This is a genomic window from Kitasatospora sp. NPDC041917 (assembly GCF_055589745.1).
The window spans coordinates 1-16,176 of the sequence record NZ_JBVJBI010000029.1 but is presented as its reverse complement, the minus strand read 5'-3'; the positions used below and the strand labels follow the sequence as shown (position 1 = coordinate 16,176).

The following is a 16,176-nucleotide window of genomic DNA, read 5'->3' as shown; positions in this document are numbered from 1 at the left end:
GGGCACCCGCGGCGGCGTTCGATAGCCGCCATGCGCGTCCGCCAGCTCACCGCCGCAGCCGCCGCGCTGCTGCTCTCCGCCGCTCTCGGCGGCTGCTCCGACGACCCGGGCCCCCGTGCCCCCGCCCCCGTGCCCGCCCCGGCCGACCCCACCGCCACCACCGGGGACGTCGGGCCCGCCGATCGCACCGCCGTCCAGGACGGCGGCACGCTGCGCTGGGCGGTGGACGGCGTCCCGGCCACGCTGAACGTCTACCAGGGCGCGGCGACCGCCGACTCGGCGCTGCTCGCCCACGCGCTGTACCCCTCGCTGTTCCGGCCCGACGAGCACGGCCGGCTCGTCCCCGACCCCGACTACCTGGCGGGCGTCGACTCCACCCCGCCCGGGGAGCAGCCGCAGGTGGTGACCTACCGGCTCAACCCGAGCGCCGTCTGGAGCGACGGCACCCCGATCTCGGCCGCCGACCTCGACGCCCAGCGGACCGCGCTGTCCGGCCCGGACCCGGCCCGCCGGAGCGGGAAGGCGGCCGGGTACGACGCCATCGACTCGGTCGCCCAGGGCGCCGACCCGCACGAGGTGCGGGTGACCTTCCGGCGGCCGTACGCGGAGTGGCCTGCACTGTTCGGCCCGCTCTACCCGGCCGCCGAGACGGCCGGTCCGGCCGCTGCTCCCCGGACGCCGGCCGACGGCGGCCGGCCGGACGCCGGCCCGTACACCCTCTCCCGGTACGACGCCGAGGGCGGGACGGTCACCGTGGTGCGCAGCCCGCTCTGGTGGGGCGATCCGCCGAAGGCCGACCGGATCGACTTCCTCGCCGTGCGGCCCGAGCAGCGGCTGGACGCGCTGGACCAGGAGCGCCTGGACATCGCCCCGCTCACCGCGGCGGTGGACCGGGCGGCGCCGGCCGCCCCTCCCGAGCCGTCCGCCTCCGCTTCCGCCTCTGCCTCCACCTCCGTGTCAGCCTCCGCCGCGCCGCCGCCCGCGGCCGCGCCCGAGGCGGCGGCACTGGCGCTGCGGCGGGCCGAATCGCTGCCCGACGTCACCGTCCACCGGGCCGCCGCGGCCTCGCTCACCCAGCTCACCCTCAACGCGGCGCGCGGCCCGCTGACCGACCCGCTGGTGCGCCGCGCCCTCACCCGGGCCGTCGACCGGCGGCGGATCGCCGACGCCGCGCTCACCCCGCTCGGCCTGCCCGCCGCCCCGCTGGGCAGCCACCTGTTCGCGGGCGACCAGCAGGGCTACCGGGACAACAGCGACGCGGCCGGTCCGGCGGACCCGGGCCGGCTGCTGGACGAGGCGGGCTGGATGCGGCCCGCCGGCGGGGGCACCCGGGCCAAGGACGGCAAGCCGCTCGCCCTCTCGCTGCTCGTCCCGGCCGGTTCGGCGACCGCCGAGCGCACCGCCGACGCGCTCATCGCAGGCCTCGGGGAGTCCGGGATCGCGGTGCAGCGGGTGCCCGCGCCCGCCGAGTCCTTCGTCGGGGAGCACCTGGCGGCCGGGGACTACGACCTCGCGCTCCTCTCCTGGCCGGCCGGCCCCAGCCCGGCGGTCGAACAGCGTTCCGTCTACGCCAAGCCCCGGCCGGACCTGGACGGCGTGCCCGAGCCGGGCGGCAACTTCGGCCGCAGCGGTACCGAGGAGATCGACCGGCTGTTCGACCGGGCGGCCGCCGAACCGGACCCGGAGGCCCGGCTGGGCCTGCTCCAGGAGGCGGACGTACGGATCTGGCAGCTCGGCCACTCGGTCCCGCTCTACCAGCGGCCGGAGCTGGTCGGGGTCCGGACCGGGGTGGCCGGCGCGGGCGCGTACGGCTACGGGTGGCCGCGCTTCCAGGACGTGGGCCTGCTCCGCTAGAGCTCCCGGGCGAAGCGGCGCACGGCGTCAGTTACGGCCTCCGGAGCGTCGAGGTTCGCGAGGTGCCGGGCCCGGGGAACCAGCTGGACCCGGGCCCGCCCGCGCGGGTGGGCGGCGGCGAGGGCCCGCTCGCCGGAGCGGAAGGCGGGGTCCTTCTCCCCGTTCAGGATCAGCACCGGCGCCTCGATCCGGCGCAGGGCACCCGGCTCGAAGCGGCCCAGCTCCTCGACGCCCGCCGCGACCGCCGCGCAGGCGGCCGTCGGGCTCCACGGCTCGCCGCGCCTGGCCCCGTGCCCCGGCAGGTCGACGGCCACCACCGGGAACTCCTCCCGCAGCGCGGACAGCTGGGGGCTCCACTGCCCGGCACTGAACCGGGTGCCGCGCGCCAGGACGATCGGGACACTCACCGGGCCGCCTCGACCGGCTCCAGCATGCGTTCGACCTCGGCGATCCGGGCCAGTCCGGGGCACTCCCGGCGGGCCCGGGCGAGCGCCTCGCGGGCCTCCTCCGGACGCCCGTCGGCGATGAGGGCTGCGGCGAGGGAGCAGCAGGCCAGGGACCGGTGGAAGCGGGAGCCGACCGCGTTCGACAGACGGCGGGCCGCTCGGACGGCGGCCCGCGGATCGTTCTGGAACCGGGCGAGCTCGGCCGCCGGGAGGAAGTCGCGGGCGAGCGTCCGGTCGTGGACGCCCAGTCGGACGAGATACGGCTCCAGCAGTGCTCCGGCCCGCGCGGGGGAGTGCTCCCCGGCGTCGGCGCGGCCGACGAGGGCCATGGCGGCGATGAAGGCCACACTCGAGTCGGCGGGCGTGTGGCCCCGCTCGAAGGCCTCGTCGGTGAGCCGCTCGGCCTCCTCGTAGCGGCCCTCGGCCAGCGCGATCCCGGCAGCGGTGAGGACCATGGGTGTGCCCTTGCCCAGCTCGCGGCGCGCCTCGGAGATCCGGCCCCGGACCAGGAACCGCTCGGCCTCGACGGCGCTCGGCGACTCGGCGTCGACCGTCACGGAGCCCGGCCGGAAGGGCATGACGAACACGGCCCAGAGGGAGTTGACCGGGCTCGTCGCGGTGGTCACCGCGGTCATGGCGAGGGAGAACAGCAGCCCGAGGCCGATGCCCCGGGGCAGTTCCGTGGCGGAGGCCGCCAGCCAGGCTCCGAGCCCCGCGTGGACTCCGAACCGTGCGACCGAGGCGAGCCACAGCCGCAGCCGGGGCGCGCGGACCGGCAGCAGGCCCCAGGGGAACAGGAATCCGCTCGTCGGCCGCAGCCCCAGTTCGACGGGCACCCCGGCGACCGAGCCGCTCCACAGGGCCCGGCCCCTGCCGTACGAGGCGCAGTACAGCCGCCCGCCGCAGAGCCGGTGGGTGAGCAGGAACCAGAGGTCGGACAGCGGCTCCTGGCCCACCAGGAAGCCGATCGCGCAGCCGAGAGCGGTTGGGCCCGGCAGGCCGTGGAGGATCGCCAGGTACAGGAGCACGGTGCCGACGGCGCGGAACAGCCAGGGCAGCGAGGCCCGGAGGTGTTGGATCACGGACGGAAGAGTGTCGGAGGCGGGCCGCGGGGTGAAGGGCATGTGACCCACCTGTGATCTTGATCCCGTGCGACCTGCCCGTTTCTGCTCACCTGGGCGCTTCCCCGTACGATAGGAGGAAGCCGAGGCATGTCGATATGCCCGGCGGGTGGACCGGTAGTAGCAGGCGGAACGGGTGGCGGCGACCGAAGAGGTCGCAAGTGCGCGTCTCGCGGCCGGGCGCCGTAACCCACGATTCCGGGAGAATCCGCTAGGCATGCCCACGCGCAACGACATCCGTAACGTCGCCATCGTCGCCCACGTCGACCACGGCAAGACCACGCTGGTCGACGCCATGCTCAAGCAGGCCGGCGCCTTCGCCGCCCACCAGCACCTCGATGACCGGATGATGGACTCCAACGACCTGGAGCGCGAGAAGGGCATCACCATTCTCGCGAAGAACACCGCGGTCAAGTACCACCCCAAGGATGGTGGCGCGCCGATCACCATCAACATCATCGACACCCCGGGCCACGCCGACTTCGGTGGCGAGGTCGAGCGCGGTCTGTCGATGGTGGACGCGGTCGTCCTGCTGGTCGACGCCTCCGAAGGCCCGCTGCCGCAGACCCGCTTCGTGCTCCGCAAGGCGCTCACGGCCCGCCTGCCCGTCATCCTCTGCATCAACAAGACCGACCGTCCGGACTCCCGGATCGACGAGGTCATCAACGAGACCTACGACCTGTTCCTGGACCTGGACGCGGACGAGGACCAGATCGAGTTCCCGATCGTCTACGCCTGCGCCCGTGACGGTGTCGCCTCGCTGACCAAGCCGGAGAACGGCACCGTCCCGGCCGACAGCACCAGCCTGGAGCCGTTCTTCTCCACCCTGCTGGAGCACGTCCCGGCCCCCAGCTACGACGAGGCCGCGCCGCTCCAGGCCCACGTCACCAACCTGGACGCCGACAACTTCCTCGGCCGCATCGCGCTGCTCCGCGTCGAGCAGGGCGAGCTGCGCAAGGGCCAGACCGTGGCCTGGATCAAGCGTGACGGCTCGATCCAGAACGTCCGCATCTCCGAGCTGCTGATGACCGAGGCGCTCACCCGCAAGCCCGCCGAGGTGGCGGGCCCCGGTGACATCTGCGCCGTCGCCGGCATCGGCGAGATCATGATCGGCGAGACCCTGGCCGACCCGGAGAACCCGATCGCGCTGCCGCTGATCACGGTGGACGAGCCGGCCATCTCGATGACCATCGGCACCAACACCTCCCCGCTGGTCGGCCGTGGTGGCAGCGGCAAGGGCGCGGACGCCAAGGCCGCCGGCAAGGTGGACCGCAAGGTCACCGCCCGCCAGGTGAAGGACCGCCTGGACCGCGAGCTGATCGGTAACGTCTCGCTGCGCGTCCTGGACACCGAGCGTCCGGACGCCTGGGAGGTGCAGGGCCGCGGTGAGCTGGCGCTGGCCATCCTGATCGAGACCATGCGTCGCGAGGGCTTCGAGCTGACCGTCGGCAAGCCGCAGGTGGTCACCAAGGAGGTCAACGGCAAGACCCACGAGCCGGTCGAGCGCCTCACGGTGGACGTGCCCGAGGAGCACATGGGCGCGGTCACGCAGCTCATGGGCATCCGCAAGGGCCGGATGGACAACATGTCCAACCACGGTTCGGGCTGGGTCCGGATGGAGTTCGTCGTGCCGTCCCGCGGCCTGATCGGCTTCCGCACCGAGTTCCTCACCAACACCCGCGGCACCGGCATCGCCCACTCGATCCACGAGGGTCACGAGCCGTGGTTCGGCAACCTGACCACCCGCAACAACGGCTCGCTGGTCGCCGACCGGGCCGGCGTGGTCACCGCCTTCGCGATGACCAACCTGCAGGAGCGCGGCGTGCTCTTCTGCGAGCCGGGCACCGAGGTGTACGAGGGCATGATCGTCGGTGAGAACTCGCGTGCCGACGACATGGACGTGAACATCACCAAGGAGAAGAAGCTCACCAACATGCGGTCGGCGAACGCCGACGTGGCCGAGTCGATCGTCCCGCCGCGCAAGCTCTCGCTGGAGCAGTCGCTGGAGTTCTGCCGCGAGGACGAGTGCATCGAGGTGACCCCGGAGACGGTTCGCATCCGTAAGGTCGTCCTTGACCAGAAGGACCGCGGACGCACTGCCTCGCGCGCCAAGAAGGCGTGATCCGGACGCACTGAACGGCCATTGGCCGGAATGATTCGCCCCCCTTTCCCATGGAGAGGGGGGCGAACTTTTTCAACTACTCCAAGTTGTCGGGGCCGCTATTCACGGAATAGCGCTCATCACAGCCGAGTGTCCGCTGAGCGGACGTGACAGTTCGTCATCCGTGACGACTGTCCGTTTGGTGCCTGTCTGGCTATGTCTCAAATGTCCGGTTTTCGAAACTTACCGACTGTTCATGTGACCTAATTGAGATCGTCACTGGTCACTTTCGTGTCCGTGCGTGACGGATAGTGGGTGCAGTCAGGCTCGGGTCAAGGGTGAACGCGCAGGGGTGCGCGCCGAAACCACGAGCGCGGACGGCACAGCGGGCCCGGTGATCACCGTTCCGCAGTGCCCTCCTCGTTGCAACGTCGAATTCAGGAGGCACACCGATGCGCGGTGCGAGCCAGGCCAAGTGGGTTGTCGCAGCTGTTGCTGTCGCCCTCGCTGCGACTGCGTGCAGCAGCAGCGACTCCTCCGGGGGTAGCTCCGACAGCGCTGCGGTCGACCCCGGGGCCAGCTTCAGCTACCAGAGCGCGGAGCCGCAGCGCCCGCTCCAGCCGGCGAACGCCATGGAGAACCAGGGCGGCCGTATCGTCAAGCAGCTCTTCAAGGGCCTCGTCGACTACGACCCCGCGACCGGTGCCCTGCGCAACCAGGTGGCCGACAAGATCGAGACCACCGACGCCAAGAACTACACCGTCACGCTGAAGTCCGGCTGGACCTTCCACGACGGCACCCCGGTCACCGCCAAGTCCTTCGTCGGCTCCTGGAACTGGTCGGCCAACCCGAAGAACAACCAGATCAACTCGGACTGGTTCTCGGACATCGTCGGCTACGACGCCGTGCACCCGGAGAAGGGTGACCCGACCGCCACCGAGATGTCCGGCCTGAAGGTCGTCGACGACACCCACTTCACGATCGAACTGACCAGCCCGGTCTCGTACTTCACGTACAAGCTCGGCTACTCGGCCTTCTTCCCGCTGCCCGAGGGCTTCTTCGCCGACCCGGCCGGCTACGGCCAGAAGCCGGTCGGCAACGGCCCCTACAAGTTCGTCTCGTGGGAGCACAACAAGGCCATCACGCTGGCCGCGTACGACAAGTACACGGGCATCGACAAGCCGAAGAACGGCGGTGTCGTCTTCCGCAACTACACCGCCGGTGAGGCCGCGTACAAGGACCTGATGTCCGACACGCTGGACGTGCTGGACCAGGTCGACCCGACCGACCTGCCGAAGTACAAGGACGACCTGGGCAAGCGCGCGGTCGACCAGCCGCAGGGCGCCATCCAGAACATCGGCTTCGCGCTGTACCAGGGCGGCTGGAGCGAGCAGGGCAAGGAGAAGGTCCGCCAGGGCCTCTCGATGGCGATCGACCGCGAGACCATCACCAAGACCGTGCTGAACGGCAACCGCCTGCCCGCCGACTCGTTCGTGGCGCCCGGCGTCATGGGCTACAAGGCCGGCACCTGCGGCGACGCCTGCAAGTACAACCCGGAGAAGGCCAAGCAGCTGATCACCGAGGGTGGCGGCGTCCCCGGTGGCAAGGTCCTCATCCAGTACAACTCCGACGGTGGCCACAAGGAGTGGGTGGACGCGGTCTGCAACTCCATCCGCCAGGCGACCGGCGTCGAGTGCCTCGGTGACCCGAAGCCGGACTTCAAGACCTCGCGCGACATCATCACCAACAAGCAGGTCCAGAGCATGATGCGGACCGGCTGGGTGCAGGACTACCCGCTGAACGCCAACTTCCTGCGTGACGTCTACGGCACCGGTGCCGCGGCCAACGACGGTGGCTACTCGAGCCCCGAGTTCGACAAGCTGTCGAAGGAGGCGGACGCCGCCACCACGGTCGAGAAGACCGCCGAGCTCTACCAGCAGGCCGAGGCCGTTCTGGCCAAGGACATGCCGGCCATCCCGCTCTGGTACTACAAGACCAGCTCCGGCTACTCCAAGAACGTCCAGAACGTGAAGTTCAACTCCTTCGGCGACCCGGTCTACACCGACGTCGAGGTCAAGAAGAAGAAGTAATCGGTCGGCACCGCCTGACCCGGTGACAACGGCCGGTGCCCGTCCATCCCCACGAGGGCGAGGACTGGCACCGGCCGTTGGCACGCCGACTTTTCTCTTGCCGAGTTGACGGGCTCGGCAGGGCCATACATGGAGGCACGATGGGGCGCTTTGTCGCAAGGCGACTGCTCCAGATGATCCCGGTGTTCCTCGGAACGACCGCACTCATCTTTTTCATGGTGCACTTGCTGCCTGGTGACCCGGTGGCAGCACTGTGGGGCGACAAGGCACCGGACCCGGTGCAGCTCGCCGCTCTCAAGCACCAGCAGGGCTTCGACAAGCCGCTGATCCAGCAGTACTTCGACTACATGGGCAAGCTGCTCACCGGTGACTTCGGCACCGGTCTGGACCAGCGCCCGGTCATCGACAAGATCACCGAGGCGCTGCCGGTCACGACCCGGCTGGCGCTGTTCGCGTTCGCCATCGAGATCGTGCTCGGCATCGGCATCGGCCTGTACGCCGGTCTGCGCCGCGGCAAGATGTTCGACAAGGGCGCCCTGGTCCTCACCCTGCTGCTGATCTCGATCCCGGTCCCGGTGCTGGGCTTCATCTTCCAGACGGTCTTCGGGCAGAACCTGAAGTGGGTCACCCCGACCGTCCAGGACAGCAACGACATCACCCAGCTGGTGCTGCCGGCCGTGGTGCTCGGCTCGCTCTCGCTGGCCTACGTCGCGCGCCTCACCCGTACTTCCATAGCCGAGAACATCAAGGCCGACTACGTGCGCACCGCGGTGGCCAAGGGCCTGCCGCGCCGCAAGGTGATCGGCACCCACCTGCTCCGCAACTCGATGATCCCGGTGGTCACCTTCCTCGGCACCGACCTCGGCGCCCTGATGGGCGGCGCGATCGTGACCGAGGGCATCTTCAACGTCCAGGGCGTGGGTCACGCGCTCTACCAAGCGATCAACATGAAGGAGGGCGCGACCGTCTCCGGCTTCGTGGCCTTCCTCGTGATCGTCTACCTGGCCGCCGGCCTGATCGTCGACCTGCTTTACGCGGTCCTGGACCCGAGGATCCGTTATGCCTGACCTGACCGAGAAGAAGACCGCCGGGGACATCCCGGCCCAGCGCGCGGCGGACGCCCCGGCGCCGAAGCAGGAGAAAGCCCGCAGCCTCGGCTCGGACGCCTGGCACGACCTGCGTCGCAAGCCGATCTTCGTGATCTCCGGGCTGCTGATCCTGCTGCTGATCGTCATCGCCATCGCCCCCGGGCTGTTCACCTCGGTGGACCCGCGGGCCGGCGACCTGCGCAACCACTACCTGTCGAAGCCGAACTACAGCCACTTCTTCCAGGCGGACTGGTTCGGCTACGACCTCCAGGGCCGCAGCATCTACGCCCGCGTCGTCTACGGCGCCCGCGCCTCGGTCGTGGTCGGCATCTGCGTCACCCTGGGCGTGACCATCCTCGGCGGCCTCGCCGGCATGGTGGCCGGCTACTTCGGCGGCTGGGTCGACACGATCATCTCCCGCATCACCGACATCTTCTTCGGCATCCCGCTGCTGCTCGGCTCGCTGGTGGTCCTGAACGCCTTCACCGACCGCACCGTCTGGAGCGTGGTGTTCGCGCTGGTCGCCCTGGGCTGGACCCAGATGACCCGTGTCATGCGCGGCTCGGTGATCACGGTCAAGCAGGCCGACTTCGTGACGGCGGCCAAGGCGCTCGGCGCCGGCACCGGCCGGATCATGTTCAAGCACATCCTGCCGAACGCGATCGCCCCGGTGATCGTCGTCGCCACCATCGCGCTCGGCGGCTACATCGCCACCGAGGCGACGCTGAGCTTCCTCGGCATCGGTCTTCAGGACCCGACCATCTCCTGGGGTATCGACATCAACTCGGCCCAGAAGGTGATCCGCACGGCACCGTTCGCCCTGTTCTTCCCCGCCGGAATGCTGAGCCTTACCGTGCTGGCGTTCATCATGCTCGGCGACGCGGTGCGCGACGCCCTCGACCCGAAGCTCCGCTGAGAGAAGAGGTGACGACCCGATGACCACCGTGATCGAGAACAACCAGAAGAATGACCGGCTCGAAGTCGGCACTCCTCTCCTGGAGGTGAAGGACCTCCACGTGGAGTTCCACACCCGGGACGGCGTGGCCAAGGCAGTGAACGGCGTCAACTACTCCGTCGCGGCCGGCGAGACCCTCGCCGTGCTCGGCGAGTCCGGCTCCGGCAAGTCCGTGACGGCGCAGACCATCATGGGCATCCTGGACATGCCCCCGGGCAAGGTGACCCAGGGCCAGATCCTGTACCGCGGCCAGGACATGCTCACGATGAGCGGCGAGGAGCGGCGCCGGATCCGCGGCCGGAAGATCGCGATGATCTTCCAGGACGCGCTCTCCGCGCTGAACCCGGTGCTCAGCGTCGGCTACCAGCTCGGCGAGATGTTCCGCGTGCACCAGGGGGCCTCCAGGAAGGAGGCCAAGGAGAAGGCCATCGAGCTGATGGAGCGGGTGCGCATCCCGGCCGCCCGCCAGCGGGTGAACGACTACCCGCACCAGTTCTCCGGCGGCATGCGCCAGCGCATCATGATCGCGATGGCGCTCTCCCTGGAGCCGGACCTGATCATCGCGGACGAGCCCACCACCGCCCTGGACGTCACCGTCCAGGCCCAGGTGATGGACCTGCTGGCCGAGCTCCAGGCCGAGTACAACATGGGCCTGATCCTGATCACCCACGACCTCGGCGTGGTCGCCGACGTCGCGGACAAGATCGCCGTGATGTACGCGGGCCGGATCGTGGAGACCGCCCCGGTGCACGACCTGTACGCGAACCCCGCGCACCCGTACACCAAGGGCCTGCTCCGCTCCATCCCGCGCCTGGACCAGAAGGGCCAGGAGCTGTACGCGATCAAGGGCCTGCCCCCGAACCTGCTCAAGGTTCCGGCCGGCTGCGCGTTCAACCCCCGCTGCGACGTCGCCACCGACCTGTGCCGCACCGAGACCCCGGCGCTGCACCACGTGACGGACAAGGACGGCAAGGAGCTCACCGGCCGCCGCAGCGCGTGCCACCTCTGGAAGGAGACCCTCCATGGCTGAGAACATCCTGGAGGTCAAGGACCTGGTCAAGCACTACCCGCTGACCCAGGGCATCCTCTTGAAGAAGCAGGTCGGCGCGGTCAAGGCGGTCGACGGCATCTCCTTCGAGCTGAAGAAGGGCGAGACGCTCGGGATCGTCGGCGAGTCCGGCTGTGGCAAGTCCACGCTGGCCAAGGTGCTGATGAACCTGGAGCGGCCCACCTCCGGCCAGGTGCTCTTCAAGGGCGAGGACATCTCCACGCTCCAGGGGGCGGCCCTCAAGGCCGTCCGCCGGAACATCCAGATGGTGTTCCAGGACCCGTACACCTCGCTCAACCCGCGCATGACGGTCGGCGACATCATCGGCGAGCCGTTCGAGATCCACCCCGAGGTGGCGCCCAAGGGCGACCGCCGCAAGGCCGTCCAGGACCTGCTGGACGTCGTGGGTCTGAACCCGGAGTACATCAACCGGTACCCGCACCAGTTCTCCGGCGGCCAGCGCCAGCGCATCGGCATCGCCCGCGGTCTCGCGCTCAAGCCGGAGATCATCATCTGCGACGAGCCGGTCTCCGCGCTGGACGTGTCCGTCCAGGCGCAGGTGATCAACCTGCTGGAGCAGCTGCAGGGCGAGTTCGGCCTCTCCTACATGTTCATCGCGCACGACCTCTCCATCGTCCGGCACATCTCCGACCGCGTCGGCGTGATGTACCTGGGCAAGATGGTCGAGATCGGCTCGGACGAGGAGATCTACGAGAACGCCACCCACCCGTACACCCAGGCGCTGCTCTCCGCGGTGCCGGTGCCGGACCCGGCGGCGCGCGAGACCCGCGACCGGATCGTGCTCAGCGGGGACATCCCCTCGCCGGCCAACCCGCCGTCCGGCTGCCGCTTCCGCACCCGCTGCTGGAAGGCGGAGGAGCGGTGCTCCGAGGAGGTCCCGCTGCTCGCGGTCCCCTCGCTGCTGAAGGGCCCGGCCGCGCACGAGTCGGCCTGCCACTTCCCCGAGGTCCGGGAGCAGGCCGCGGCCTGATTCCCCCGCTGGTCCCAGGAAGGGCCCGTGGCGTTCGCGCCACGGGCCCTTCCGGCATTCTGTTGATCCGGCGCCGCGTTGATCCGGTGCTGCGTCGATCCGGCGCCGCGTCAACTCGGCAGGGGGTCACGGCACCCGTGCGGGTGCACCTGACTCGCGCCGTCGCCGGGGCGCGCTTCTCATGGGATGTGATGCGACACACACCTTGAGGAGGGACCTCCATGCCCGAAGCCGCCCGTGCTCGATGGGTCCTCGCCGTTGCGACGTCCGTGGCCCTGGTGGCCACCGGGTGCAGCAGCAACGGCGGAGGAGGCAGCGGCTCGTCGGACGCCAGCAAGACCTTCAGCTACCAGAGCAACGAGCCGCAGAACCCGTTGCAGCCCGCCAACGCGAACGAGGTCGGCGGTGGTCGCATCATCCAGAACCTCTTCAAGGGGCTGGTCGACTACGACCCCACCAATGCCAAGATCCGGATGCAGGTCGCCGACGCGATCGACACCAGTGACTCGCTGACCTTCACCGTCACCCTGAAGGACGGCTGGAAGTTCCACGACGGCACCCCGGTGCACGCCCAGAACTTCGTCGACGCCTGGAACTGGGGCGCCAACCCCGCCAACAACCAGATCAACAGCTCCTGGTTCTCCGACATCGAGGGCTACCAGGACGTCCACCCGGCCTCCGGCCAGCCCACCTCGGACAAGATGTCCGGACTGACCGTCACCGACGACCTGCACTTCACCGTCAAGCTGAACCACAAGGTCTCGTACTTCGAGTACAAGCTCGGCTACATCGCCTTCTCGCCGCTGCCCGAGGGCTTCTTCAAGGACCCGGCCGGGTACGGGCAGAAGCCGGTGGGCAACGGCCCGTACCAGTTCGTCAGCTGGGCGCACAACAGCCAGGTGGTCACCAAGAGCTTCCCGGACTACCAGGGCGTGGACAAGCCGAAGAACGGCGGCGTCGTCTTCAAGATGTACACCACGTCCGAGGCCGCCTACGCCGACCTCCAGTCCAACAACCTGGACGTGATGGACCAGGTGCCGCCGTCCGCGCTGGCCACGTACAAGAGCGACCTCGGCGACCGCGCGGTGGACGCGCCGCAGGGCGCCATCCAGAACATCGGCTTCACCCTCTACCAGGCCGACTGGGCCGCCCCGGAGAAGGCCCAGGTGCGCCAGGGCCTGTCGATGGCGATCGACCGCGCGACCATCACCAAGACGGTGCTGCAGGGTTCCCGCGCGCCGGCCAGCGCCTGGGTGGCGGAGGGCGTCGAGGGCTACAAGGCCGGCACCTGCGGGGACTTCTGCAACTTCGACCCCGCCAAGGCCAAGCAGCTGATCCAGCAGGGCGGCGGCGTCCCCGGCAACAAGGTGCTGATCACCTACAACGCGGACGGCGGCCACAAGGAGTGGGTCGACGCGGTCTGCAACTCGATCCGGCAGAACACCGGCGTCGACTGCCTCGGCGACCCGAAGCCCGACTTCAAGACCGCCCGCCAGGCCATCACCGCGCACCAGCTCAACGGCGCCTTCCGCACCGGCTGGGTGCAGGACTACCCGCTGAACGCCAACTTCCTGGCCGACGTGTACCGCACCGGTGCCGCGTCCAACGACACCGGGTACAGCAGCCCGCAGTTCGACCAGGCGGCGACCCAGGCCGACGAGGCCGCCAGCGTCGCCGACACGGTGACCGGCTACCAGCAGGCCGAGGCGGTGCTGCAGAGCGGCATGCCGGCCGTCCCGCTCTGGTACTACCGCACCAACTCGGGCTACTCGACCAACGTGCAGAACGTGAGTTTCGACTCCTTCGGCAACCCGGCCTGGACGCAGGTCGAGGTCAAGGGCTGATCCCCGGGCCCTGATCCCCGGACCCTGATCCCCGCGCACCGGCCCCGCCCTCCCCGCGCGGAGGGCGGGGCGCGGTCTCCCGGCCGACCGGCCCGGCCCGGTCGGCCACACAGGAAGGAGGCTCGGATGGGCAGTTACGTGCTGCGGCGGGTGCTGCAGATGATCCCGGTGTTCTTCGGCACCACGCTGCTGATCTTCGTGATGGTCTACACGCTGCCGGGCGACCCGGTGGTCGCGCTGTTCGGCGAGAAGGCCGCAGACCCGTCGGTGGTCGCGAGCATCAAGCACACGTACTACCTCGACCAGCCGCTCTGGAAGCAGTACCTGCACTACATGGGGAACCTCTTCCAGGGGGACTTCGGAACCAGTTTCACCGGCCGCCCGGTCTCCGACATCATGGCGGACGCCTTCCCGGTCACCATCCGGCTGGCGCTGATGGCCTTTCTCTTCGAGATGATCGTGGGCCTCGCCTTCGGCGTGCTCTCCGGGCTGAAGCGCGGCAGCATCGCGGACACCCTGGTGCTCATCCTGACCCTGGTGGTGATCTCGATCCCGGTCTTCGTGCTGGCCTACATCGCGCAGACCGTGTTCGCCACCAACCTGGGCTGGGTCACGCCGACGGTGCAGGACAGCTACGACCTCTCCCAGCTGATCCTGCCGGCGGTCGTCCTCGGCTCGCTCTCGCTCGCGTACGTCGCCCGGCTCACCCGGACCTCCATCGGCGAGAACCTGCGGGCCGACTACATCCGGACCGCGACCGCCAAGGGCCTGCCCCGGCGGACCATCATCTCCCGCCACCTGCTGCGCAACTCGCTCATCCCGGTGGTCACCTTCCTCGGCACCGACCTCGGCGCGCTGATGGGCGGGGCGATCGTCACCGAGGGCATCTTCAACGTGCAGGGCATCGGCAACGTCCTGTACCGGGCGATCAACCAGAAGGAAGGCCCGACCGTGGTCGGCATCGTGACCGTCCTGGTGATCATCTACCTGGTCGCCAGCCTGCTCGTCGACCTGCTCTACGCGGTCCTGGACCCGAGGATCCGCTATGTCTGACATCCACGACGAGGACTCCTACGAACCGCATCCCAAGCCTGGTGTCTCCCGTCTCGACTTCGCGGGGGAGCAGGGCATGGCGGTGGAGCAGGAGACCCTGGTCGAATCCGACGTGGAGAAGCGGGAGGAGGCCCGCAGCCTCTGGGGCGACGCCTGGCGGGACCTGCGCCGGCGGCCGATCTTCCTGCTCTCGGTCGTGCTGATCGTGCTGCTGGTGCTCATCGCGATCTTTCCCTGGGCCTTCACCGACGCCAACCCGCGCAGGGCCGACCTGGTGCACGACTACCTCCGGCGGCCGGACTGGACGGACTTCTTCGGCGCCGGCTGGTTCGGCTACGACGCCCAGGGCCGGTCCATCTACGCCCGGGTGGTCTACGGCGCCCGGGCCTCGATCACCGTCGGCATCTTCGTGACCGCCGCGGTCACCCTGCTCGGCGGGCTGACCGGCATGGTCGCCGGGTACTACGGCGGGGCCGTCGACGCGGTGGTCTCCCGGATCGTCGACATCTTCTTCGGCATCCCGCTGCTGCTCGGCGCCCTGGTGCTGCTGAACGCGTTCACCGTCCGCACGGTGTGGACCGTGGTGGTCGCCCTGGCCGTCCTCGGCTGGACCCAGATCGCCCGCGTCATGCGCGGTGCGGTGCTGACCGTCAAACAGTCCGACTTCGTGACGGCGGGCCGGGCCCTCGGGGCCGGGACCGGACGGCTGATGCTCCGGCACATCCTGCCGAACGCGGTCGCGCCGGTGATCGTGGTGGCGACCATCGCGCTCGGCGGCTACATCGCGACCGAGGCGACGCTGAGCTTCCTCGGCATCGGTCTTCAGGAGCCGACCATCTCCTGGGGCATCGACATCTCCTCCGCCCAGAAGGTGATCCGGACCGCGCCGTACGTGATGTTCTTCCCGGCCGCGGCGCTCTCCATCACCGTGCTGGCCTTCATCATGATGGGCGACGCGGTCCGCGACGCCCTCGATCCGAAGCTTCGCTGAGCGAGGGAGCGCATCGTGAGTACAGCGGTGGACACCACCGGGCGCGTGCAGGAGGCGCCGTACCAGGGGCCGCTGCTCGACGTGCGGGACCTGCACGTCGAGTTCGTCACCCGGGACGGCGTCGCCAGGGCCGTGAACGGCGTCAACTACTCCGTCGCGGCGGGGGAGACGCTGGCGGTGCTGGGGGAGTCCGGCTCGGGCAAGTCGGTGACGGCGCAGGCGATCATGGGCATCCTGGACATGCCGCCGGCCAGGATCCCGCGCGGCGAGATCCTCTACCGGGGCCAGGACATGCTCAGGATGAGCAAGGAGGAGCGGCGGCGGATCCGCGGCCAGAAGATCGCGATGATCTTCCAGGACGCGCTCTCGGCGCTGAACCCGGTGCTGAGCGTCGGCTACCAGCTGGGGGAGATGTTCCGGGCGCACCGGGGGGTCTCCCGCAAGGAGGCCCGGGAGCGGGCCATCGAGCTGATGGACCGGGTGCGCATCCCGGCCGCCAGGCAGCGGGTGAACGACTACCCGCACCAGTTCTCCGGCGGCATGCGCCAGCGCATCATGATCGCGATGGCGCTGGCCCTGGAGCCGGACCTGATC

13 protein-coding genes are annotated in these 16,176 nt (G+C 69.7%); 11 read left to right on the top strand and 2 right to left on the bottom strand.

Annotated elements, in window-relative coordinates:
• The first annotated feature begins 30 nt into the window (after nucleotides 1-30).
• Nucleotides 31-1,854 carry an ABC transporter family substrate-binding protein gene (locus ACZ6EM_RS28530; RefSeq protein WP_465773556.1) on the top strand — a complete coding sequence of 608 codons (1,824 nt, stop codon included), beginning with the start codon at nucleotides 31-33 and terminating at the stop codon, nucleotides 1,852-1,854.
• Here ACZ6EM_RS28530 and ACZ6EM_RS28525 read toward each other — a convergent pair.
• Together ACZ6EM_RS28525 and ACZ6EM_RS28520 are read right to left on the bottom strand one after the other, a co-directional pair.
• On the bottom strand, nucleotides 1,851-2,261 hold the full coding sequence (locus ACZ6EM_RS28525) for an alpha/beta fold hydrolase (RefSeq protein WP_401043473.1): 411 nt from the start codon (nucleotides 2,259-2,261) through the stop codon (nucleotides 1,851-1,853). The genes ACZ6EM_RS28530 and ACZ6EM_RS28525 overlap by 4 nt on opposite strands.
• Nucleotides 2,258-3,382, bottom strand: coding sequence for a hypothetical protein (locus ACZ6EM_RS28520; protein WP_465773555.1), 1,125 nt, complete (start codon nucleotides 3,380-3,382; stop codon nucleotides 2,258-2,260). Before ACZ6EM_RS28520 ends, ACZ6EM_RS28525 begins: the two co-directional genes overlap by 4 nt.
• A gap of 256 nt (nucleotides 3,383-3,638) precedes the next feature.
• Between ACZ6EM_RS28520 and typA the strand changes: the two genes are divergently transcribed.
• The 10 genes from typA to ACZ6EM_RS28470 form a co-directional block, all read left to right on the top strand.
• The gene (gene typA, locus ACZ6EM_RS28515; RefSeq protein WP_359899557.1) at nucleotides 3,639-5,543 is read left to right on the top strand and encodes a translational GTPase TypA; all 1,905 of its coding nucleotides are present in this window, start codon (nucleotides 3,639-3,641) and stop codon (nucleotides 5,541-5,543) included.
• A gap of 431 nt (nucleotides 5,544-5,974) precedes the next feature.
• Nucleotides 5,975-7,612: a peptide ABC transporter substrate-binding protein gene (locus ACZ6EM_RS28510; RefSeq protein ID WP_401043469.1), complete on the top strand. Its 1,638-nt coding sequence runs from the start codon at nucleotides 5,975-5,977 to the stop codon at nucleotides 7,610-7,612.
• Between the two features lie 140 nt (nucleotides 7,613-7,752).
• Nucleotides 7,753-8,679: an ABC transporter permease gene (locus tag ACZ6EM_RS28505; RefSeq protein WP_380551692.1), complete on the top strand. Its 927-nt coding sequence runs from the start codon at nucleotides 7,753-7,755 to the stop codon at nucleotides 8,677-8,679.
• Nucleotides 8,672-9,616 (top strand): ABC transporter permease, encoded by a 945-nt coding sequence (locus ACZ6EM_RS28500; RefSeq protein WP_401043467.1) that lies wholly within the window; start codon nucleotides 8,672-8,674, stop codon nucleotides 9,614-9,616. The genes ACZ6EM_RS28505 and ACZ6EM_RS28500 overlap by 8 nt, the downstream gene beginning before the upstream one ends.
• Nucleotides 9,617-9,635: 19 nt before the next feature.
• Nucleotides 9,636-10,685 carry an ABC transporter ATP-binding protein gene (locus ACZ6EM_RS28495; RefSeq protein WP_380551698.1) on the top strand — a complete coding sequence of 350 codons (1,050 nt, stop codon included), beginning with the start codon at nucleotides 9,636-9,638 and terminating at the stop codon, nucleotides 10,683-10,685.
• Nucleotides 10,678-11,694, top strand: a complete 1,017-nt coding sequence (locus ACZ6EM_RS28490) for an ABC transporter ATP-binding protein (protein ID WP_401043465.1) — start codon at nucleotides 10,678-10,680, stop codon at nucleotides 11,692-11,694. The genes ACZ6EM_RS28495 and ACZ6EM_RS28490 overlap by 8 nt, the downstream gene beginning before the upstream one ends.
• Before the next feature lie 221 nt (nucleotides 11,695-11,915).
• Entirely contained in the window at nucleotides 11,916-13,538 is a 1,623-nt protein-coding gene (locus ACZ6EM_RS28485) for a peptide ABC transporter substrate-binding protein (protein ID WP_465773554.1), read from the top strand.
• 126 nt (nucleotides 13,539-13,664) lie between these two features.
• Entirely contained in the window at nucleotides 13,665-14,591 is a 927-nt protein-coding gene (locus tag ACZ6EM_RS28480) for an ABC transporter permease (RefSeq protein ID WP_380633855.1), read from the top strand.
• Nucleotides 14,592-14,667: 76 nt separating this feature from the next.
• Nucleotides 14,668-15,582 (top strand): ABC transporter permease, encoded by a 915-nt coding sequence (locus ACZ6EM_RS28475; RefSeq protein ID WP_401054963.1) that lies wholly within the window; start codon nucleotides 14,668-14,670, stop codon nucleotides 15,580-15,582.
• Nucleotides 15,583-15,597: 15 nt separating this feature from the next.
• A partial coding sequence (locus ACZ6EM_RS28470) for an ABC transporter ATP-binding protein (protein WP_465773553.1) occupies nucleotides 15,598-16,176 on the top strand: 579 nt, incomplete at its 3' end.